16 protein-coding genes and 1 pseudogene are annotated in these 20,010 nt (G+C 64.6%); 6 read left to right on the top strand and 11 right to left on the bottom strand.

The window, feature by feature from the left end:
- Positions 1-34 precede the first annotated feature (34 nt).
- From malZ to OOB33_RS13740, 3 genes are all read left to right on the top strand, one after another.
- Positions 35-1,909: a maltodextrin glucosidase gene (gene malZ / locus OOB33_RS13750; protein ID WP_271009093.1), complete on the top strand. Its 1,875-nt coding sequence runs from the start codon at positions 35-37 to the stop codon at positions 1,907-1,909.
- A 58-nt stretch (positions 1,910-1,967) separates the two neighbouring features.
- A complete protein-coding gene (locus OOB33_RS13745) occupies positions 1,968-2,735 on the top strand; it encodes a substrate-binding periplasmic protein (protein WP_271009092.1) in 768 nt (255 codons plus the stop codon).
- A 67-nt stretch (positions 2,736-2,802) separates the two neighbouring features.
- The gene (locus OOB33_RS13740; protein ID WP_271009091.1) at positions 2,803-4,269 is read left to right on the top strand and encodes a sulfatase family protein; all 1,467 of its coding nucleotides are present in this window, start codon (positions 2,803-2,805) and stop codon (positions 4,267-4,269) included.
- A 9-nt stretch (positions 4,270-4,278) separates the two neighbouring features.
- Here the strand turns inward: OOB33_RS13740 and OOB33_RS13735 are convergent, their stop codons facing one another.
- Both OOB33_RS13735 and OOB33_RS13730 read right to left on the bottom strand, forming a co-directional pair.
- Complete coding sequence (locus OOB33_RS13735; protein ID WP_271009090.1) at positions 4,279-6,414, bottom strand: diguanylate cyclase; 2,136 nt, start codon at positions 6,412-6,414, stop codon at positions 4,279-4,281.
- Positions 6,415-6,422: 8 nt separating this feature from the next.
- Complete coding sequence (locus OOB33_RS13730) at positions 6,423-8,486, bottom strand: GGDEF domain-containing protein (protein WP_271009089.1); 2,064 nt, start codon at positions 8,484-8,486, stop codon at positions 6,423-6,425.
- A 450-nt stretch (positions 8,487-8,936) separates the two neighbouring features.
- On the opposite strand from OOB33_RS13730, the gene OOB33_RS13725 reads away from it, so the two are divergent.
- Entirely contained in the window at positions 8,937-9,260 is a 324-nt protein-coding gene (locus OOB33_RS13725) for a DUF6172 family protein (RefSeq protein WP_271009088.1), read from the top strand.
- A 47-nt stretch (positions 9,261-9,307) separates the two neighbouring features.
- Here the strand turns inward: OOB33_RS13725 and gloA2 are convergent, their stop codons facing one another.
- The 5 genes from gloA2 to OOB33_RS13700 form a co-directional block, all read right to left on the bottom strand.
- Entirely contained in the window at positions 9,308-9,730 is a 423-nt protein-coding gene (gene gloA2, locus OOB33_RS13720) for an SMU1112c/YaeR family gloxylase I-like metalloprotein (RefSeq protein WP_102770010.1), read from the bottom strand.
- 245 nt (positions 9,731-9,975) lie between these two features.
- Complete coding sequence (locus OOB33_RS13715; protein ID WP_442953014.1) at positions 9,976-10,740, bottom strand: SDR family oxidoreductase; 765 nt, start codon at positions 10,738-10,740, stop codon at positions 9,976-9,978.
- A 368-nt stretch (positions 10,741-11,108) separates the two neighbouring features.
- Positions 11,109-11,279 (bottom strand): hypothetical protein, encoded by a 171-nt coding sequence (locus OOB33_RS13710; protein WP_271009086.1) that lies wholly within the window; start codon positions 11,277-11,279, stop codon positions 11,109-11,111.
- Positions 11,280-11,728: 449 nt separating this feature from the next.
- Complete coding sequence (locus OOB33_RS13705) at positions 11,729-12,586, bottom strand: IS3 family transposase (RefSeq protein WP_271010058.1); 858 nt, start codon at positions 12,584-12,586, stop codon at positions 11,729-11,731.
- The gene (locus tag OOB33_RS13700; protein ID WP_166096270.1) at positions 12,550-12,912 is read right to left on the bottom strand and encodes a transposase; all 363 of its coding nucleotides are present in this window, start codon (positions 12,910-12,912) and stop codon (positions 12,550-12,552) included. The genes OOB33_RS13705 and OOB33_RS13700 overlap by 37 nt, the downstream gene beginning before the upstream one ends.
- A 164-nt stretch (positions 12,913-13,076) precedes the next feature.
- Between OOB33_RS13700 and OOB33_RS13695 the strand changes: the two are divergent.
- A pseudogene (locus tag OOB33_RS13695) lies at positions 13,077-14,155 on the top strand (IS110 family transposase).
- Between the two features lie 937 nt (positions 14,156-15,092).
- Here the strand turns inward: OOB33_RS13695 and OOB33_RS13690 are convergent.
- Together OOB33_RS13690 and OOB33_RS13685 are read right to left on the bottom strand one after the other, a co-directional pair.
- Positions 15,093-15,596, bottom strand: coding sequence for a GNAT family N-acetyltransferase (locus OOB33_RS13690; protein WP_102766720.1), 504 nt, complete (start codon positions 15,594-15,596; stop codon positions 15,093-15,095).
- Between the two features lie 413 nt (positions 15,597-16,009).
- Positions 16,010-16,567 carry a hypothetical protein gene (locus tag OOB33_RS13685; RefSeq protein WP_271009085.1) on the bottom strand — a complete coding sequence of 186 codons (558 nt, stop codon included), beginning with the start codon at positions 16,565-16,567 and terminating at the stop codon, positions 16,010-16,012.
- Between the two features lie 159 nt (positions 16,568-16,726).
- Between OOB33_RS13685 and OOB33_RS13680 the strand changes: the two genes are divergently transcribed.
- The gene (locus tag OOB33_RS13680; protein ID WP_271009084.1) at positions 16,727-17,806 is read left to right on the top strand and encodes an IS110 family transposase; all 1,080 of its coding nucleotides are present in this window, start codon (positions 16,727-16,729) and stop codon (positions 17,804-17,806) included.
- Positions 17,807-18,134: 328 nt separating this feature from the next.
- Here the strand turns inward: OOB33_RS13680 and OOB33_RS13675 are convergent, their stop codons facing one another.
- Positions 18,135-18,590 carry a hypothetical protein gene (locus OOB33_RS13675; protein WP_271009083.1) on the bottom strand — a complete coding sequence of 152 codons (456 nt, stop codon included), beginning with the start codon at positions 18,588-18,590 and terminating at the stop codon, positions 18,135-18,137.
- A 65-nt stretch (positions 18,591-18,655) separates the two neighbouring features.
- On the bottom strand, positions 18,656-19,009 hold the full coding sequence (locus OOB33_RS13670) for an ankyrin repeat domain-containing protein (protein ID WP_271009082.1): 354 nt from the start codon (positions 19,007-19,009) through the stop codon (positions 18,656-18,658).
- Between the last annotated feature and the right edge of the window lie 1,001 nt (positions 19,010-20,010).

Here is a 20,010-nt window from a genome sequence, read left to right as displayed (position 1 = left end):
CCGCCCCAAGACCGAGAACCCGAAAGACCTGCCCATGCTGCTTGATTCCCATTCGCTGCTCCTGGTCCATCCGCAGATCAGCCCCTGGGTGCAGCGCAGCCCCGAGGGTTGCAAGATCAGCCTGCTCAGCGAACGCGAACAGCTGGACCAGGTCTATCTGCGCAGCCAGCCCGACAACGAAGAGCAGCTGATCCCCATGCACTACGTCGGGCGCCAGGGCCAGCTGCACCGCTGGCAGGCCTGGCTGCCCTGGAACCATGGCGATGCGCTGACGCTCTATGCCTTCAAGGTGCTGGTCGATGGCACGCAGCATTGGCTGGCGGCCGATGGCGCACATGAGCACCTGCCGCCGGAGAGCCTGCATTTCCGCCTGAATCGCCAGCACCAGCCGCCCGACTGGGTGCGCGAGCAGGTCTTCTATCAAATCTTTCCCGATCGCTTTCATGCCGCCGAGCACAGCCCGCGGCCACCCAGCCGCCAGGGTCAGGTCTTGCCCGGCCAGGCCGGGCGCGCGGTGGTGGAGCCGGCCTGGCATGAGCCGGTGGACCCGGCCCATGCGGCCAACAGCTTTTACGGCGGCGACCTGCCCGGCATCATCGAGAAGCTCGACTATCTGCAGCAGGAGCTGGGCATCAGCGCCCTCTACCTGAACCCCATCTTCAGCTCGGGCAGCAACCACAAATACGACTGCGACGACTACTTTCAAGTCGACGCACAGCTGGGCGGCAACCGCGCCCTGGTCGAGCTGCGCGAGGCCACCGCCGCGCGCGGCATGAGGCTGGTGTTGGATGCGGTGGTCAACCACACCGGCGTCAACCACCCCTGGTTCAACCAGACCGGTGTGCATGCGGAGCTGGGCGCGGCGCAGTCGATCCATTCGCCCTACCGCAGCTTCTATGCCTTCGACGGCCAGGGCCGGCCTCTGGGCTGGAAGGGCTATGACTCCCTGCCGGTGCTGGATTTCAGCTCGGCCGCGCTGCGCCAGGCCATCTACGCCGGGCCCGACGCCGTGCTGCGCCACTGGCTGCGCCCACCCTATGCCATTGACGGCTGGCGCCTCGACGTGATCCACATGCTGGGCGAAGGCCCCGGGGCGCGCAACAACGCCCAGTTCGTGCGCGAGTTCCGCCAGGCCATCAAGCAGGAGAACGACCAGGCCTATGTGTTGGGCGAGCATTTTGCCGAGGCCACGCGCTGGCTGCAGGGCGAGCAGGAAGACGGGGCCATGAACTACTACGGCTTCGCCCACCCGGTGCGCGCCTGGCTGGCCGGGCTGGACGTGGCCTACCAGCCGATCCGCCTGAGCACCGTGGCCTTCGAGCGCTGGCTGGCGCGCGGCCGCGCCACCATCCCCTATGCCAACCAGCTGGCCCAGCTCAATCTGCTGGACAGCCACGACACTTCGCGCTTCTTCACCCTGCTGGGCGAAGACACGGCCCGCATGGCCCTGGCAGCCACCCTGCTCTTCACCAGCCCGGGCGCGCCCTGTGTCTATTACGGTGACGAGATCGGCCTGCCCGGCGGCCAAGACCCGGACTGCCGCCGCCCCTTCCCCTGGGACCGCGCGCAGTGGAACCTGCCCCTGTTCCAGCACTACCGCGCGCTGATCCAGCTGCGCCAGAGCCGCGGCGAATGGCGCCACGGCGTGGTGCAGACCTTGACGGTGCGCGATGAGGCCCTGGTGTTTGCGCGCCACACCGATTGGGAGGCCACGGTCGTGGCCGTGAACCGCGGTGATCAAGCCCTGAGCCTGGAGATCCCCGTCTGGCAGCTGCCCCTGCAGGTGCGCCAGTGGCGCGGTGTGCAGCCGGGGCATGCGGGTCCGGTGGTGCTGGAGCTGCTCGATGGCGGACACCGCGTACGCCTGCAACTGCCGGCCTGCGCCAGTGTGCTGCTGCTGAGCGAGTAGGCGCCAGGTCGGTGCCAGGTCAGCGCAAGGCGAAGAAAGAGCGGCACTAAACTGCCGCATGCTTGTTGAATTGCGCCCCTCCTGCCGGGCAGCGCTGCTGGCGCTGTGCTTGCTGTGGTCCGGCCGCCCTGCGGCGGCACAAGGCGCCGTGGCCGCTGCGCCGGCCCTGCCGCCGGCGCCGCTGCGCGTGCTGATCAACGATGTGGCGCCCTACACCCTGCGCGGCGAGGCCCAACGGCCCGGCATGCACATCGAGATCATGAATGCCTTGGCCCAGCAGGCCGAGCTGGCCGTCAGCATCAACTCCGCCGTCTACGTGCGCCTGGCCCTGGGGCTGAAGGACGGCAGCGCCGATCTGGTGGTGGGCGTCGACGGCCCCGAGTTGGACGCCCTGGCCCAAAAAATCGTGCCCTTTCACAGCTTCAAGTTCGTGGTGCTGACGCGCAAAGCCGCCGGCATCAGCCAGGTCAGCCAGCTGCGCGGCCACCTGCTGGGCGTGGCCCGCGGGGCCTTCTACGACGAGAGCATCAACAACGACGAAGCGATCCAGAAGTTCCCCATGGCCGACCCTTTCCAGGGCGTGCGCATGCTGGCCCTGGAGCGGCTCGACGCCGTGATCTCCTCCGACTACCTGCTCAGCTACGCCCTGCGCCAGACCGGCATCGATCGCGCCAGCTTCGCGCCGCCCTTTGTCGTCAACGAAAAGAACTACAGCTTGTACGCCCGCCGCGATCTGTCGGAAGAGACGCTGCGCGCCCTGCGCCGGGCCATGGAGCAGTTGCAGAAATCAGGCCGGCTGAACGCCATTCTGCGCAGCTACCAGTGAATCCCCGGGGGGCTGGGCCCGACGCCGGCGCTAGCATGCCCGGCTTTGCATCCCCGCGGAGACCGGTATGAGCGATTCACCCCCCCACCGAGGCCACTGGAGCCGACGCGACTGGCTGGAGCGCAGCCTGGGCGCCGCGGCCGGTTTGGGCCTGGGGGCCGGCTCGGCCTCGGCCCTGGCGGCTGATACCGCCAAGCCGGCCGGCGCCGCGCCCCACATCGTCTTCATCATGGCCGATGACCTGGGCTGGGGTGATCTCGGCTGCTATGGTCAGACCGATTTCAGCACCCCGGTGCTGGACCGCCTGGCCGCGCAAGGCCAGCGCCTGACCCAGGCCTATGCCAATTCACCGGTCTGCTCGGCCACGCGCACGGCGCTGATCACCGGCCGCTACCAGTACCGCCTGCGCGTGGGCCTGGAAGAGCCCATTCCCAGCCGCGACTCGCTCCACGGCCTGCCTCCCGATCACCCCACCCTGCCGGGCCAGCTGCGCGCGGCCGGCTACCGCACGACCCTGGTCGGCAAATGGCATCTCGGCCACCCGCCGGCCTTCGGCCCGCTGAAAAGCGGCTACGAAAGCTTCTACGGCAATCTCGGCGGCGGCATCGGCTACTTCAATCACAAGGACAGCACCGGCCCCAAAGCGCAGGTCGATTTCTGGGACGGCGAGCGCCTGCTCGACACCCAGGGCTACTACACCGACCTGCTGAGCAGCCGGGCGGTCGAAGTGATCCAGGCCTGCAAGACCGACCCTCGCCCCCTGTTCCTGAGCCTGCACTACACCGCCCCGCACTGGCCCTGGGAAGGCCCGGAGGATGCCGCCCTGGCCGGGCAGCTCAAGAGCCTGCTGCACCACGACGGCGGCAGCCTGGAGACCTACGGCCGCATGGTGCAGGCCATGGACCGAGGCATCGGCCGGGTGCTGCAAGCCTTGCGCGAGCAAGGGCTGGAGGACAACACCCTGGTGGTCTTCACCAGCGACAACGGCGGCGAACGCTTCTCGCGCACCTGGCCCTTCAGCGGCCAGAAAACCGAGCTGCTGGAAGGCGGCATCCGCGTGCCCCTGATCCTGCGCTGGCCGGCGCGGCTGCAGGCTGGCGTCAGTGAACAAACCGCCATCAGCATGGACATGCTGCCCTCCTTGCTGGCCGCCGCCAGCGCGCCAGCGCCCGCTCTGGCCAGCGACGGCATCGACTTGCTGCCTGTGTTGCAAGGCCGACAGCCGCTCCAGGCGCGCCGCTTGTTCTGGCGTTACAAGGCCCAGGGCCAGCGGGCGCTGCGCGAGGGCACGATGAAGTACCTGCGCATCCGCCAGCATGAATTCCTGTTCGACCTCAGCCGCGATCCGCGCGAGCGCGCCAATCTGGCATCGGCTCAAGCAGATCGCCTGGCCACGATGCGCGCCCTGTGGGAGCAATGGAACGCCGAAATGCTGCCCATCACGCCCGATGTCTACACCCATTGGGTGCGCGGCGATCGCCAGGCCGACCGCTACGGCGTCAACGCGCCGGAAGCGCCGGCCGGCAAGGACTGAGATCCGGGTTCAGGCCCCGGGGCCCAGCACCTGCTGCAGCTGCACCCGCTCGCTGGAGCAGGCGGCGTCAAAATCGGCCTCGATCTGTTGCAAGGCCTGGCGGTCGCCGGCCTTGACAGTGACGATGGCGGCGGCCCGGTTGCGGCCGCGTGATTTGGCGGTGTAGAGCGCCATATCGGCCCAGTTGACCGCCTGCTCCCAATGCTGCGGCAGGCCGCTGGGCTGGAGCGGGAAATGCGCGCAGCCGATGGACACGGTGATGCGCAGCGGCCCCTCGCTGCTGGCCACCGGCTCACCGCCAATGCCTTGCAGCACGCGCTGGGCCAGAGGCAGCAAGTCCTCGGGCGCAATACCCGGCGCAAAGACCAGAAACTCCTCGCCGCCCCAGCGCACCACCAGGTCTTCGGCCCGCACGGCCAGGCTCAGGCGCCGGGCCACCTCGCAGATCACCACATCGCCGACCCCATGGCCATGCTGGTCGTTGACATGCTTGAAGTGGTCGATGTCCACCATCAGCAAGGCACCGTGGAACTCGCGCCGCGCATGCTCCTGCATCACGGCCAGGAAATGGCGGCGGTTGGCCAGGTCGGTCAGCGGGTCGCGTTCGCTCTGAGCCTTGAGCAGTTGCTCGTTGGCGCGCAGGCGCTTGCGGGCAGCCCGTACCCGCTGCACCATGGCCGCCACCAGAATGAGCGACAGACCCAAGAGCAGGGCCACGGCCACGCCCACTTGCTGCACCCGCTGGCGGTTGGCGAGCTGATGGTCCACCAGAGCCTGGTCGCGCTGCAACAGCTCCAGATCGCGCTGCTTGCGCTCGCTGTCGTACTTGAGCTGCAGCTGCTGCAAGGCGCTGGCGCGATTCATCTCGACCAACTCGGCACTCAGGCGCCGCTCCAGGTGGTAGGCGGCCAGGCCTTCCTTGAACTGGCCGGCTTCGGTCCAGGCCTCGCCGAGCTCGCGCAGCTCCTGTACACGCAGGCCCTGGTCCACCAGGCCCTGGCTCATGGCCTCGATGCGCGCCACCTCGCGCTTGGCCTGCTCGTAGTCGCCCAGCTGCACATAGGCCACTGCCATATTGTGACGAATGGTGCGCTGGATGCGGATGTCGCCACGCTGCTCGAACAAAGGCAAGGCCTGGCGCGCCACCTCCAGCGCCCGGGCCGGCTGCTTGAGCTGTAGGTAGGCATCTGCCAGATTGCTTTGCGCCTGTGCAAGCCAGCGTGGTGCGTCGGCCTGACGCGCCAGCTCCACGCACTCTTCCAGCGCGCGCAGCTTGGCCGCGTGGTCCTGGCGATGGCTGGCCACGAAGGCCTCGTAGTTCTTGACCTTGAACAGCGCCAGTGCATCGCCCTGGGCCAGCTGCCGGGCCTGGACCAGCCAGCGCTTGGCTTGCTCAGCCTGATCCTGCATCTGCGCCAACATGGCCAGGGTGCCCATGCTGTTGGCCGCCAGATGACGGTCGCCACCGGCCTGTGCCAGAGCCAAGGCCCACTGCACCGTGGCCTCGGCCAAGGGCAAGGTGCCCGAGCGGATCTGGTTGCGCTCGATCAGGCGCAGGGCCGACCAGCTGAGGCGGAAATCGCAGGCGGCCGGCAAGGCCGAGCGCCCACCCGCCCCCGAGGCCTGGACGCTTTGCAGGCTGGCCGAGCTGGGACAGTGCAAGCTCAAACCGGCCAAAGCCTGGCGAGCCAGGGCTGTGGCACGAATGCCCTGGCCTTGGCGATCCGCCCACTCGGCTTGCAAAAGCAGAGCGGCGTCACGCGCCTCGGGGTGCTGCGCCAATCGATCGGCCAAGGCCTGGGCCGGCGTGAACTCACCCGCCAGCACCAGCAGCCGGCCTTCAGCCAGCAACAGAGGCAGGCTGTGGCGGGCTAGGGCCCGGTCCTTTTGCATCGCACGCACGCGCTGCAGGGCTTGCTCGGGTCGATCGAAACCCTGGCGCAGCAACAGCTCCAGCGAATCGTCGAAGCTGCGCTCGTAGGGCCAGGCGGTCGGCGTCAAGCGCGCGGCGCTGGCCGCGGGCGCCGCCCCCGACATGGCAGCCTCGGGTGGCCGAGTGTCCTGGGCCGCCAGCGGTGACAGCGACAGCCATGAGGCCAGCAGCACCGCGGCTCGGGCGGCCCTCTGAACCCGGTGCGAGGGCATGGACCGACTCATGACCCACCCTCGCTCGGCACCGCGGACGGGCTGGCGGGCAAACTTGGACCTTGCAGCTGCAAGAGGGCCAGCTCGCCTTGCTGCCAGGCCTCCTCCATGCGCTCGCTCAGCGCCAGGCAGCCAGCAGCATCGAGCGAGGCCTGCCCGGCGCCCAGGCTTTGCAGGCCGAAGGCGCGGTTGCGGCCATGGGCCTTGGCCATGTACATCAAGGTGTCCACCAGGGCGATGGCGCGCTCCCAGTCCACCGTCCAATCGTGCGGCGCCACCGGGAAGCTGGCAAAGCCCATGGACGCGCTGATGGGCAGCAGCTGGGCCAGGCCCGGGCCGAAGCGCACCGGGGCCTGGGCAATCTGGTTCAAGAGCCGCTGGGCCAGGTGCTCGATCTGCGCCGGCTGGCGCGCATCGATGACGATCAGGAACTCCTCGCCGCCCCAGCGCACCAGCAAGTCCTCGTCGCGCAGGCAGCTGCGCAGGCGCGCGGCCACCTCGATCAACACCGCGTCACCGACCGCGTGACCATGGCTGTCGTTGATGCGTTTGAAGTGATCGATGTCGATCAAAAAGACCGAGGCGCGCAGCTGGCCATGCTCGGCCAGGCGGCGGATGGCCGTCTGAAAATGGCGCCGGTTGGCCAGGCCGGTGAGTGGATCACGCTCACCCTGCACCTTGAGTGCTGCATTGCTGTGCGCCAGCGCGAGATTGGTCTTGCGGATGCGCTGGTAGGCCAGGCCCAGGAGCACAGCCGACAGCACCACGCACGCCCCCACCGCCGCCCAGAGCTGCAGCTGCAGATCGCGGGCGCGCAGCTGCTCCAGCTTGAGGCTGTGGTCGCGGTTGAGCAGGGCCATTTCCTTGGCACGGCGGTCGTCGTCGTACTGGGCTTGCAGCTCGAGCACGGCGCTGCGGGTTTCTTCGCGCAGCTGCTGGTCGATCATGCGCCGGTGCTGCTGAAAGGCATGGGCGGCGCCGCCCAGATCTCCCATGCGCTCCAGCGCATCGCCCAGCTCATGCAGGCTGTCGGCCACCTGGCCATTCAAGCCCTGGGCCTGGCTGACGGTGATGGACTGCATGACATAGCCCTTGCCCTGCTCCACCTGGCGCAGCTGAATCAGGGCGATGCCGAGGTTGTGCAGGGCCAAGGCTTCGTTGCTGCTGTCTTCGTTGCGGCGGGCCAGGGCCAGGCCTTCCTCGGAATACTGGCGGGCCTTGGCGAAATTGCCTTGGCGCAGGTAGAAATCGCCGAAGTTGGCCAGGGCCAGCGACTGCAAGGTCAGCGAGCCGCTGTCGCGTGCGGCGCTCAAGGCCATCTGCATGGAGGCCTGGGCCCGGTCAAAGCGCTTGAGCTGGCTCAGGATGATGGCGCGGGTGTTGTGCACGCGGTAGAGCAACATGGGGTCGGGGTCGCGTCCGGCCTCTTGCAGCGCTTCTTCGATGACCGAGGCAGCCCGCTCGAACTGCTGGGCACGCAGCAAGGCATAGGCCAGGCTGGACAGCGCGGCCGCGCGGCGCCAGGACGCCCGCGAGCGCTCGGCCAGCTGCAAGGCCTGATTGGCATGGGCGATCGCCTGCTCGACCCGCCCAGCTTCGGATTCGGCGATGCAAAGCTGACTCAGAAAACGCACCATCAGGCTCAGAGGGATCTCGGACGTCCATTCGGTGGGCAAGGTCGACATGGCTTTGAGCGCCTGATCCGACTTGCCCTCGCGATTGAGTTGCTGCGCACGCACCCAGGCCTCGGCCAGCTGGGCCGCAGCGTGTTGGCGACTGTCGGGCCAGGCTTTCAGGCGATCCAGCAATGGCTGCAGGGCCACCGTGTCCTTGGTTTCCACCAGGGCCGAGCCACGCAGGGCCAGCAACTCCAAGAGCTCCAGGCTGCCCGGCGCCGCGCGCCCCTCCAAGGCTGCCAGCACCGGCAGATTGAGGGCGGCTCGGGCCGTGCCGCCGCGCTCGACCCGCTCCAACTGCGTCCAGAGATCGGGCACTTCGCTGTGCGAACTGCGCAGCGCGGAACTGGCTGCTGAACCGGCGCTTCCAGGCGGCGCCACCTGGCTGGCCGACATGTGCCCGGGCTGTGCTTCCGCCAAGCCCAGCAGCAACGCAAGGCCCAAGAGCAGCGTCACACCAGGCGGACACAGACCTGCGCCGCGGCGCATGCCCCCTGTCCTCTGTGCTCCGGCCCGCATGGCCCCCAGCCTGTCGTGCGCCATCTGCTTCTGCTCGTCCTGGAGATAGAAAAAGAAGTTGCCGATGATGATGCCTTGATGAACCGGCGCCGCCATCGCCGCGCCGGGCGCCACGGGTAACCCCATACGTCCTCGGCCAAGGCGGCTGGCGCTATTCTGAGTCCAGTATCGACCCAAACCCCGGCACCGAAGCGCCGAATCGAAGGGCAAGCCCGGCGCAAAAGCTCCATGACGACTGGCGGGCGCCTCCAGGGGATAATCGCGCCCTGTTTCGCCATCGCCGTGCGCTCATCGCCCGGGCCGGCACCACTTGCCCAGAAAGCCCACTTGAAAAAAACCTACCCCCTCCACGTCGAAGGCAAGCACCCCGACCGCCTGCTCGAAGCCACCAAGCACGAGATCCGTAAATACATCAAGCGCGAGCAGAACAAGCCCCGCCCCGCTGGCGTGGACTTTTGGGATTTCGACTGCAAGTTCGGCAGCAGCGCCGCCACGGCCGAGTCCATCCACCCAGGCGCGCTGACCGAGCGCATCAATGCCTATGCCGCGGAGAAGGCGGAGAGCTTTTACGTCGAACTGATTGCCAAGCCCGGCGTGCGCAAACCACGCGCAGCCAGCCCCGCAAGCGCTGACGAACATCACGAAGACTGAGCGCCCGCCGCCCCGCCCTCCCATCGCTCACCAGAGCATCCGCGCCCTCAGGCGCTGGGCTGGCCCGGCTCCACTTCCTCCCGGACCGAGCGCTCATACAGCTCCAAAGGCAGCCCGTCCGGGTCCGCAAAGAAGCTGAAACGCCGCTGCGTGTGGGCGTCCAAACGGATCGGTTCGACAGCCACACCTTGCGCCCGCAAGGCTGCGCAGCAGGCATGCACATCCTCAACCTCAAACGCCAGATGGCGCAAACCCTGCGCCTCAGGATACGAGGGCCGCGCGGGCGCGCCTGGAAACGAGAACAGCTCGATCTGCCCTCCATCCGGCAACGCCAGATCGAGTTTGTAAGACTGTCGCTCCGCCCGGTACTGCTCGGCCAGCACCCGCAGCCCCAGCACTTCGGTATAGAAGCGCTTGGACACGGCGTAATCCGAGCAAATGATGGCGACGTGATGGATGCGCAAGAGCATGGGCTTGAAAGGGAAAGAGCAAAAATGATTGGCGAACCGTAGGCGCGGCGAGAGCCCGGTACCGAAAAACAAAAAGCAAAAACTCAAAACGATCGAGGGTGGCCTCCAGACGAACGCGCCGCGCACGTCGCCCCGACGAGCATAAAGCCAGACACGCCGGCTGAAGATGGGCCTCGCAAACAGCCCCCCCCCGGCCTCTCTCATGGGCCGGATGCCGCTCCATCCCCCGCTCCATCCCCCCGCTCTTAACCCCGGTGAATCGACACGCCCCCGTCCACCAGCAAAGCACTGCCTGTGGTGAAGCTCGAATCGTCCGAAGCCAAGTACAGCGCCGAACGGGCCACCTCGTCCGGATGGGCCAGGCGCCGCAGCGCGTGCAGGCCCTGCACCTGGGCCATGGCCTCTGGCGTGTTGGCCACATGTCGACCCATGGGCGTGTCCGTGCCGCCCGGCAACAAGGCGTTGACCCGAATGCCCTGTGCTCCCCATTCGCTGGCCAGGCACTGCGTCAGCCCGATCAGTCCTGACTTGCTGGCCGCATAGGCCGACATGCCTGGAAAGCCCACGGTGTGGCCGACAAAACTCGATGTGAAGATCAGCGAACCGCCGCCACGCGCCGCCAGCGCCGGCAGTTGGAACTTGGCCGCCAAAAACGCGCTCGTCAGATTGGTCCGTAAAGTGGCTTCCCAAGCGGAAAGAGGCAAATCCGGCGCCGCCGCCATCTCACCCAGAATCCCCGCATTGTTGAAGGCCACATCCAGCCCGCCGAACTGGGCGCACGCACGCGCCACCAGCTCGCGCGCCACGGCTTCGTCACTCACATCCCCTGCCATCGCCACTGCCTGACCGCCTGCGCTCGCAATCTCCTCGACCAGGGCTTGAAGCGCCTCCTCTCGCCGCGCAGCCACCAGCACCCTCGCCCCTTCTCGCGCGAACAACAGCGCCGCCGCGCGCCCAATCCCCGAACTCGCCCCGGTGACGATCGCCACCTTGTTCATCAAAGCCGCCATACTGAATGAAGCCTCCTAGATCCTATGAAAACTTGCATCCACGCACCAGCCCTGCTCCTGCGCCCACACCAGGCAAGGTGACGAAGGGTGATGCGAAGCAACGCAATTCAGTGCGATGCGATGCAATGCGAGACCTGGACTGTGGAGGACAGTCTGGAAACTTGCGACCCGCTTCTTGCGAAGCGAAGCGCGACGAAACGCGGCGCCGTAAGCGGATCGGCTGGAACATGTGCCCAGCGACGTGCCGGAAGAACTCAGCAGCAAATTACCCGACCTGATGCTGCTGACGTTGAAGCAAGCACGAACGCACTGGCTGGCTGAGTTTGGGCTGGTCTTCCTGCAAAGCCCTGATGCCTTGCGTCGTGTACTCAACGCTGTGCTGAAATCCAACTATTGCCAATGTAGCGCTCGACCTGACCTCGCAGTTCATCCACGTTGTCCGCATTGAGCTTCCATTCGGCCAACAAACTAGCCAACCCTTGAACAGCAACATCCGGCGATGTGCGACCGATCGCAGACGCCGCCTCGTCAATCGTCATTTGCGCCATAACGTAAAGGTCAGCGGACGCCGCAGGCGGTCCGCTGCAAAGACCGGCTATGCAGAGCCACCATCGGAGGCACTGCGGTGGAAGTGGCCAAGAGAATACCGAAGCGGTACCCATGCGGCGAACGCCCGAGGCGCCAAGCGCCTTGTCCGCCTGCCAGCTGGCGACGCAAGACGAAACGGAGAACAAGCGGCCTTGCTCAGCCGGGCAAGACCACGGCGACCAGGTACTGACAGTGCTTGAACTGCGCCCGACTCGAGCAAGCGCGATGCGGACTGTCCTGCGAGACCGTGGCGAGCGACAGGCCGAAGGCGGATCTTCATGCGCTACCTAGCTTGCTGCACAACGTTGAAGCTGAGGGGCCACAGCCAGTTGGCCGCGCGAAGCTGAAAATACACAGACAGCGTAGCGCGGCCAGCTGGCGGAGGGGAACTTGCGCCGATTCAGTTGACACATGATTGCTGCCGCTGCTGTTGCTCGAATTTGACCGGGGATAGATAGCTCAGCGAGGAATGTAGCCGCTGCTGGTTGTAGAAACCGATGTAGCTGCGCAGTGCGGTACGCAGTTGCTTGTCCGTCTCGAACGACATGCCATGCAAGGACTCGGTCTTCATCGAGTGGAAGAACGACTCCATGTGCGCGTTGTCATTCATTTTGCCGGGCCGGTTCATGCTCTGCTTGATGCCCAGCCGGTTCAGCTGCTCGCGGTACTCATACGCCGCATACTCGATGCCCCGATCGCTGTGGAAGATCAAGCCCGGCGACGGCTGGCGCTTGCGCACCGCATGATTCAGAGCCTGGCGCGTCAGCGCTGCATCGCGACGCCGGCTCAGGCTCCAGCCCACCAGCCGCCGGGAGTGTCGATCCATTACAGCCGCCATGTAGCGCCACTGGCCCGCCACTTTGAGGTACGTCACGTCACCGACCCAGGCCTGGTCTGCATCGCTCAGCGCCACGTCTCGCAGCGCATTGGGCACGCTGGCGAAGAACTTGCGTTGCCCCACCTTGGCACGCCGGTACAGCCGGGCGCTGCGCCCCTGCAAGCCCGCCTTGCGCATCAGACGTGCCACCCGGCGGCGCCCCACCTGAACGCCCTGCTGCTTGAGCTGCTGCGCAATACGCGGGCTGCCGTAGTAGCCTCGGCTTTGCTCGTGAACCAAGCGCACCTGCTCGATGAGCTGCTCATCGCCGGCAGCTCTGACGCTGCGCTCACGCTGGCACCAGGCGTAGTAGACTGCGCGGGTGACTTGGTACAGCTTGCACATCACTTGGATCGAGTGGGCTTGCCGGTTTGCCGCGATGAAGGCGAAGACTTCCGCTTTTGATCTGCTGCAAACCGGATGAATTTTTTTAGCAGATCGTGCTCCGTCTGCAAACGCTTGAACTGCTGCTCGACTTCGCGCAGCCGCCGCAGTTCCGCCACCGCTGCGGGTTCAACCGGCTCGATGGGGCCGGACAGCTCACCATCACGCACTTGCTTTCGCCACTTGGACAGCATGAAGGGATGAATGCACAAGGACTCCGCCACGTCCTTGATCAGCACCCCTGGCTGCTCGCTCATCAGCACCGCCTTGAGCTTGAAACTCAGCTCGTAACGGTGAACTTTTCTTGGCCCTGCTGTTCCCATTGAACACTTCCTTCGTTAGGTGGAAGTGTCAACGAAACCGATTCAAGCTCCCGTCCCTCTCGATGGGAATACGAAGGGACTTCCCACCTTCAGGCAAAGGCGTCAAAGCGCCAAGATTGGTGGTGTTGGTCATCAATCTGCAGCCATTTCGAAAGGGGAAGTCCATGGACAAGAATACCCAAGTTCCAGCGGTGCGCGTAGGCGTGGATCTCTCTAAGCGAATCATCCAAGTGCACGCCGTTGACGGCGGTGGCCGCGTGCTGACGAACCGGGCGCTGGCCCGCGACAAGTTCCTGGCTTGGTGTGCGCTGTTGCAGGTCGGCTGCATGGTGGTGATGGAGGTCAGCTCCAGCGCACATCACTGGGCCCGGGCCCTGCGCGCGATGGGGCTGGATGCTCGCATCATCTCGGCTCACCTGGCCGCCCCTATCGCGCCGAGGGCCACTGCGGCAAGAACGACGCCAACGACGCTGCGGCCATCTGCGAGGCGGCGAGCCGCCCTCACATGCGCTTTGTTCCGGTCAAGAGCGTCGAGCAGCAGAGCTTGCTGTGCGTGCATCGCTTGCGCGAAGGCCTCAAGGCGGACCGCACGGCCTGCATCAATCGCATTCGCGGCCTGCTGCTGGAGTTCGGTGTCGCCGTGCCCAATGGATCCAGAGCCCTGCGCCTGGTGCTGGACGAGCTGCTGGAGGACGGCGCCAACGAGATGAATGGCTTGGCCCGCATGACGCTTCGCCGGGCGCAGGCGCAGTGGCGTGAGCTGGACGAGCACCTAGCCTGGTGCGATGAGCGACTGGCCGCGCATGAGCAGGAGAACCCGGAGGTGCGTCGCGCCGGGCAGCTCATGGGCATCGGCCCCGTTGGCGCATCAGCGGCCGTCGCCACAGTCGGGGACTTCAGACAATTCAAGAGTGGAGCCCAGTTCGGCGCCTGGCTGGGTCTAGTGCCCAAGCAGCACTCCAGCGGTGGCAAGCCTCACCTGGGCACCATCACCAAGCGCGGCGATGCCTATCTGAGGACCTTGCTGATCCAGGGCGCCAAATCCGTGGTCAACACCGCCCACACGCGTAGCGATCCGATCTCGCGTTGGGTCTTGGCCCTCAAGGAGCGCTCGGGCTGGCAGAAGGCGGTCGTCGCCCTGGCCAACAAGAACGCCCGCATCCTCTGGGCCGTCATGACCCGCGGCGAGCGCTTCGATCCCCATCACATCAGCCTCAAGCCCGGCGCCACCATGCCGAGCTGAATCTCCAACTTCCATGCACGACGACACACAGAAGATGCACTGACAGGTCAGACCGGCAGCAGGCAAGCTCGACTAACCAGTGGTGGCGCGCGGTCTTCGGACCCAGTCCACGCGAATGGAATGGAGCCCTGCTGAGCGGTTCGTATCTGGGTCCGCAGCGCCAGGGCACCTGCCAGCGACTGCAACAAGGCCGTCTGTAGAGTGGCAGTCTGTTCTCTGTTCAGCCCTTCGTCCGAGTCGGCGTGTGCAATCCAGATCAATCGGGGTCAGGTCTTGCGGAGGGATTCAATGAGACGGTGTTGACGCGGTGGGAAGTCCCTGTAAAGGGTTAGGCCGCTGCACGCGCAGTGACCTCCCGAGGCTCAACTTGCGCAAGAACCTCCTTCAATTGCGACGTGAGCACAGCCAGCGACACGGTTCGCGGAACCTCCAAACTGCGCTCCGCCTCTCGCGCTGAGTGCAATATCGCATTGCAGAGACGCTTCCATTGAGCGCTCGCGTCGAGGTACTTGACGCCCGTGTACTTTAGTGACACAGAAAGGTGAAGCTCCCGCTTACTCCGGACATAGGACGGTGAGTCACCAAAGAAGTGCATCAGTTGGGACGAGTCAGTTGAGCCGACGATGATTAGGTGGAGAACTAACGCCGCGGGCAAGGACGGCTCACTGCAAGGAGCTAGGCCCCTTCCAAGCATTGCGCTAACGAGCCCTATGTCTAGGCGCCAACGGCCTGCGCGAAGCCAGTCGCTCTTTGTGTGCAAGTCTCCGCGCTCCCACCCGACAGGAAGAACTTCTTTGTCTAGAACGGGAACCAAGGCGAAACGCATCAGCGGCCTAACGTTTGAGCTAACCGGACCGTTGCGGTATGTGGCTAAAGGCCCAGAATGAAATGGAGGGCCTTTAGCCGCATGCGGCAATGGGTCCGGTTGAGCGAGGGGTTAGGCCTCATTGCTGACGAAAATATAAAAACTACCCTCTTCATCTTTCTCGGTAGCTAAATAGGCGAAGCCTGCTCGGTGCAACATGGATATTGATCTTAGGTTGTCAGTGTCGACTGACGCATAAACGCAAGCGCTGTTGAGTTCGCGTTTAGCAAATCGCTGGATTTCAGCAGTTGCCTCTGGCCCAAATCGACTGCCCCAGTGATTCTTTGAAATTAATACCCCTACGTCAGGCTGATATAGCCTGCCTTGGTGGAGTAGCCAAGCGTGTCCGATGTACTCACCGTTCTTTGAGTTCTCAATCGCCCACGCTCGCAGTTCGGTGGGTTCTGTCGTGGCGGCGAAGTCATGCAGGTACTGCGAAATGCGCTGTGTCGGTAGAAGGCCGCCGACGTGCTCACGTACGTCGGGGTCGGAGTTCAACGCCGCGAAGTGTGGAAGATCGCCCACTCGGTACTGGCGAAGCCGAAGTCGGGTCGATTCCAGAAGCGGGACGATCATGAGGCCTAACGTGAAAGTGAGCGGACGCCGAAGGCGGTCCGCTCGAATGGCAGGTTGTGCAGAGCCACTTCGGAGGCACTGCCGTCGAACTGGCCCACAGCATATCGAAGCGGTACCCACGCGGCGAACGCCCGAGGCGCCAAGCGCCTTGTTCGCCTGTCCGCTGGCGGCGCAGGACGAAACGGAACACAAGCGGCCTTGCTCAGCCAGGCAACATCACGGCGGCCAGGGACTGACAGAGCTTGAACTGCGACCGACTCGAACAAGCGCGATGAGGATTCCCCCGCGAGACCGCGGCGAACGACGGACCGAAGGCGAATCTTCATGCGTTGCTTAGCTTGCTGCACAACGTTGAAGCTGAGCCGCGAGCGGCGGCCTGCCGACGCGAGTCGGCTCGAGCGACTGGTTAGCCGTCACGCGAAACTCACGCTCTGTTGTGTGATTGAGCACCCAAGTTCCTCCTCCGCCCGCGCCTTGACTGCGCGAGCACGCGCTGCAATTTCCACGAAGTGTCGATAGTCGGCATCGACCTGCTCAATGGACTTACCTGACGGATCGCGAGAGTTGAAAGGCTGATTTGCAGCAGACCAAATAATCGCAAGTGCAGCGTTCCTGAGCTGGCGCACGGATGGCCGCCCTTGAACCAGACCTTCGAGGTAATCCACCAACGGCGCGTAGTTCTCTTTCCGCGCAGGATGCTCGTTCACCAGATGGAAGGCGGCTGCGGCAACCTCTGCATCGTCATGACTCGAGCCTATGCATTCAAGTATTTCGCCAAGATCCGGGTCGCCTCGACGGAGGCAATCAGGCCCTGGACCGTGGTAATCCCAAAGGGGGTAGCGAATCCACCTTTCTCCGGTTGCCTGGTCCAGGTAGTCCGCGCTCCAGTCTGCCTTTTGCACCAGATGCAAACGCGGCAGAAGCTCGGCGATTCTTGACCGCGCGGCGAAGAAGAGTGGGCTGGTATTCATGACGGCTAACGTTTGAATTCAGCCGACCGGCCGGCGCAGCCGGCCTGGGTCGGCTGCAATGGAATACGAAGGGACTTCCCACCTTCAGGCAAAGGCGTCAAAGCGCCAAGATTGGTGGTGTTGGTCATCAATCTGCAGCCATTTCGAAAGGGGAAGTCCATGGACAAGAATACCCAAGTTCCAGCGGTGCGCGTAGGCGTGGATCTCTCTAAGCGAATCATCCAAGTGCACGCCGTTGACGGCGGTGGCCGCGTGCTGACGAACCGGGCGCTGGCCCGCGACAAGTTCCTGGCTTGGTGTGCGCTGTTGCAGGTCGGCTGCATGGTGGTGATGGAGGTCAGCTCCAGCGCACATCACTGGGCCCGGGCCCTGCGCGCGATGGGGCTGGATGCTCGCATCATCTCGGCTCACCTGGCCGCCCCCTATCGCGCCGAGGGCCACTGCGGCAAGAACGACGCCAACGACGCTGCGGCCATCTGCGAGGCGGCGAGCCGCCCTCACATGCGCTTTGTTCCGGTCAAGAGCGTCGAGCAGCAGAGCTTGCTGTGCGTGCATCGCTTGCGCGAAGGCCTCAAGGCGGACCGCACGGCCTGCATCAATCGCATTCGCGGCCTGCTGCTGGAGTTCGGTGTCGCCGTGCCCAATGGATCCAGAGCCCTGCGCCTGGTGCTGGACGAGCTGCTGGAGGACGGCGCCAACGAGATGAATGGCTTGGCCCGCATGACGCTTCGCCGGGCGCAGGCGCAGTGGCGTGAGCTGGACGAGCACCTAGCCTGGTGCGATGAGCGACTGGCCGCGCATGAGCAGGAGAACCCGGAGGTGCGTCGCGCCGGGCAGCTCATGGGCATCGGCCCCGTTGGCGCATCAGCGGCCGTCGCCACAGTCGGGGACTTCAGACAATTCAAGAGTGGAGCCCAGTTCGGCGCCTGGCTGGGTCTAGTGCCCAAGCAGCACTCCAGCGGTGGCAAGCCTCACCTGGGCACCATCACCAAGCGCGGCGATGCCTATCTGAGGACCTTGCTGATCCAGGGCGCCAAATCCGTGGTCAACACCGCCCACACGCGTAGCGATCCGATCTCGCGTTGGGTCTTGGCCCTCAAGGAGCGCTCGGGCTGGCAGAAGGCGGTCGTCGCCCTGGCCAACAAGAACGCCCGCATCCTCTGGGCCGTCATGACCCGCGGCGAGCGCTTCGATCCCCATCACATCAGCCTCAAGCCCGGCGCCACCATGCCGAGCTGAATCTCCAACTTCCATGCACGACGACACACAGAAGATGCACTGACAGGTCAGACCGGCAGCAGGCAAGCTCGACTAACCAGTGGTGGCGCGCGGTCTTCGGACCCAGTCCACGCGAATGGAATGGAGCCCTGCTGAGCGGTTCGTATCTGGGTCCGCAGCGCCAGGGCACCTGCCAGCGACTGCAACAAGGCCGTCTGTAGAGTGGCAGTCTGTTCTCTGTTCAGCCCTTCGTCCGAGTCGGCGTGTGCAATCCAGATCAATCGGGGTCAGGTCTTGCGGAGGGATTCAATGAGACGGTGTTGACGCGGTGGGAAGTCCCTGTAACTGGTTAGGCCTCACGGTTTGCATAGGTTGCTTCCAGCATCAGCTCATACGCATTTTTTGCGTGGGCCTCAAGCGCGGCATGGCAACCCGCGACGTCTCCGCCGGGCAAGCACCAGACCTGTGAAGGTGTTCCCGGAGCTTGAGGATGAAGGAGTTCGTTCCGGAGTGAGCGCATTTGCTCCAAATCCTCCTGATCGAAGAAGATGCCTTTTGCCTTCGTTTCGTAGTCGTGTAGTTGAAGGTCGCGTAGCGTGGCCTCAATGGCTGCTTGGCAAATGACAATCACCGATGCCCATGCACCCGCAAGGAACGCTAGGCGAGCATCGACCTGGAGTAGCAGGCCATGCGAGCTTAGATGCAGCAGCGCGTACGGACGACGAGGCCGCTCCTCAGCCTGGAACAGCCAATCCTGGCGTTCGCTCCGTCTCTTCTCTTCCGGTGCAATATTGATCGTCGACATCGCCGTATCTTGAGGCCTAACGTGTAGGTGAGCGGACGCCGCAGGCGGTCCGCTCCAACGGCAGGTTAAGGCGCATTCGTGCCTTCATCGACCTGAAGCGGAAGCCGGCCGAACTCGTCCCGGATAGTGACTGAAGCACCGCTAGCAACCAGGAAGGCAGCCACCTCAGGTGTTGCAGCGCAGTGCAACGGCGTCGATCCCATATCTCCCTGCCGATTGACATCTACCCCTGCCTTGACCAGCAATTCAACTGCCCGGATGTTCCCGCGCTGCGACGCCACGTGAAGACAGGTGTCACCGTCCGGCGCGACATATGTGAGCGGCTCAACCGGCGCCATCGGGTCATCGGCCTCGTAGTTGATCAAGTCCGCGAAGGCGCTCCGCAGTTCAGCGTACTCGGACGAAGAGAGCCCTTGCATGTGCGCCTTAACGTAAAGGTCAGCGGACGCCGCAGGCGGTCCGCTGCAACGACCGGCTATGCAGAGCCACCTTCGGAGGCACTGCGGTGGAAGTGGCCGAGAGCATACCGAAGCTGTACCCACGCCGCAGGCGGCTGAGGCGCCAGGCTGCCTCCTCACCATGCGGCAGGCGGCGAACCAAGGAAAGCGGACGGCCAGTTTGGCTTGACCCGGCAAGATCACGACGACCGGAAGCGGGGGCTGTTTGCGCTGAGCCCGAATGCGAGAACACCTCGGCCCGTAGAGCCGCGTGATTGCCGCAAACGCGCAACCCAGAACGGCTCGTCGAAGAATTCTTAGCCTGCTGCATAGCGTTGAAGCTGAGAGGCCGAAGCCAGCTGGCCGCGCGGAGCTGAAAATGCACAGGAAGTGGCGCACGGCCAGCTGGCGGAGGTCCACTCCAGCGACAGGTTAGAAGTCATGGTCGACTCCGGCACCAAGTATTTGCACGCACCAAGGGCGCCGCCGACAAGGGCACCTAGGCATAGGCCTAAAGAGAGGCCATGGAGGTACGTGTTTTTCTCGGGAAGCAGTGATGCCGCACCTAGCAGCAACGCTGAAGTTGCGATGGCGTAGAGCAGGTAATCGCGCCAAAGCATGAAGAACAACACTCCAGCCCCGGTTGCCGAGAGGGACATGATCCCAATCGCCAATAGCGGGTATCGAATCTTCAATGAACGCATGACTTCTAACGTGGAAGTAACCGGCACCGGAGCGCCAGCGAAGGGAACCCAAATGCGCAGCATTTGGGTGTCCGGTTGACTGCAGTGTTAGGCAACGGTTCGCCAGTGCGCCGGCGCTTTCTGGTACTGGTCCGGAAGCTCATCTTTGGCCTCTTGGATTGAGGAATAGACCTCATCTTGCTCGCATTGCCAACCTTGACCACAACTGAACCGGTAAACATCGGTGGAGCCGTCGTACTGACAAAGTGCAATTCCATGAATGACGGCAGCTACACGGCC

The sequence above is a fragment of the Paucibacter sp. B51 genome (assembly GCF_027863535.1).
Taxonomy (GTDB): Bacteria; Pseudomonadota; Gammaproteobacteria; order Burkholderiales; family Burkholderiaceae_C; genus Paucibacter_A; species Paucibacter_A aquatilis.
Note: the sequence above shows the minus strand (reverse complement) of the source record. Positions and strands in the feature narration are given on the sequence as shown.

Coding starts and splice junctions, on each gene's coding strand:
- malZ (WP_271009093.1), top strand. CDS start 35: ATGCTGCTTGATTCCCATTCGCTGCTCCTGGTCCATCCGCAGATCAGC.
- OOB33_RS13745 (WP_271009092.1), top strand. CDS start 1,968: ATGCTTGTTGAATTGCGCCCCTCCTGCCGGGCAGCGCTGCTGGCGCTG.
- OOB33_RS13740 (WP_271009091.1), top strand. CDS start 2,803: ATGAGCGATTCACCCCCCCACCGAGGCCACTGGAGCCGACGCGACTGG.
- OOB33_RS13735 (WP_271009090.1), bottom strand. CDS start 6,414: ATGCCCTCGCACCGGGTTCAGAGGGCCGCCCGAGCCGCGGTGCTGCTG.
- OOB33_RS13730 (WP_271009089.1), bottom strand. CDS start 8,486: ATGTCGGCCAGCCAGGTGGCGCCGCCTGGAAGCGCCGGTTCAGCAGCC.
- gloA2 (WP_102770010.1), bottom strand. CDS start 9,730: ATGCTCTTGCGCATCCATCACGTCGCCATCATTTGCTCGGATTACGCC.
- OOB33_RS13715 (WP_442953014.1), bottom strand. CDS start 10,740: ATGGCGGCTTTGATGAACAAGGTGGCGATCGTCACCGGGGCGAGTTCG.
- OOB33_RS13710 (WP_271009086.1), bottom strand. CDS start 11,279: ATGACGATTGACGAGGCGGCGTCTGCGATCGGTCGCACATCGCCGGAT.
- OOB33_RS13700 (WP_166096270.1), bottom strand. CDS start 12,912: ATGGGAACAGCAGGGCCAAGAAAAGTTCACCGTTACGAGCTGAGTTTC.
- OOB33_RS13690 (WP_102766720.1), bottom strand. CDS start 15,596: ATGATCGTCCCGCTTCTGGAATCGACCCGACTTCGGCTTCGCCAGTAC.
- OOB33_RS13685 (WP_271009085.1), bottom strand. CDS start 16,567: ATGAATACCAGCCCACTCTTCTTCGCCGCGCGGTCAAGAATCGCCGAG.
- OOB33_RS13680 (WP_271009084.1), top strand. CDS start 16,727: ATGGACAAGAATACCCAAGTTCCAGCGGTGCGCGTAGGCGTGGATCTC.
- OOB33_RS13675 (WP_271009083.1), bottom strand. CDS start 18,590: ATGTCGACGATCAATATTGCACCGGAAGAGAAGAGACGGAGCGAACGC.
- OOB33_RS13670 (WP_271009082.1), bottom strand. CDS start 19,009: ATGCAAGGGCTCTCTTCGTCCGAGTACGCTGAACTGCGGAGCGCCTTC.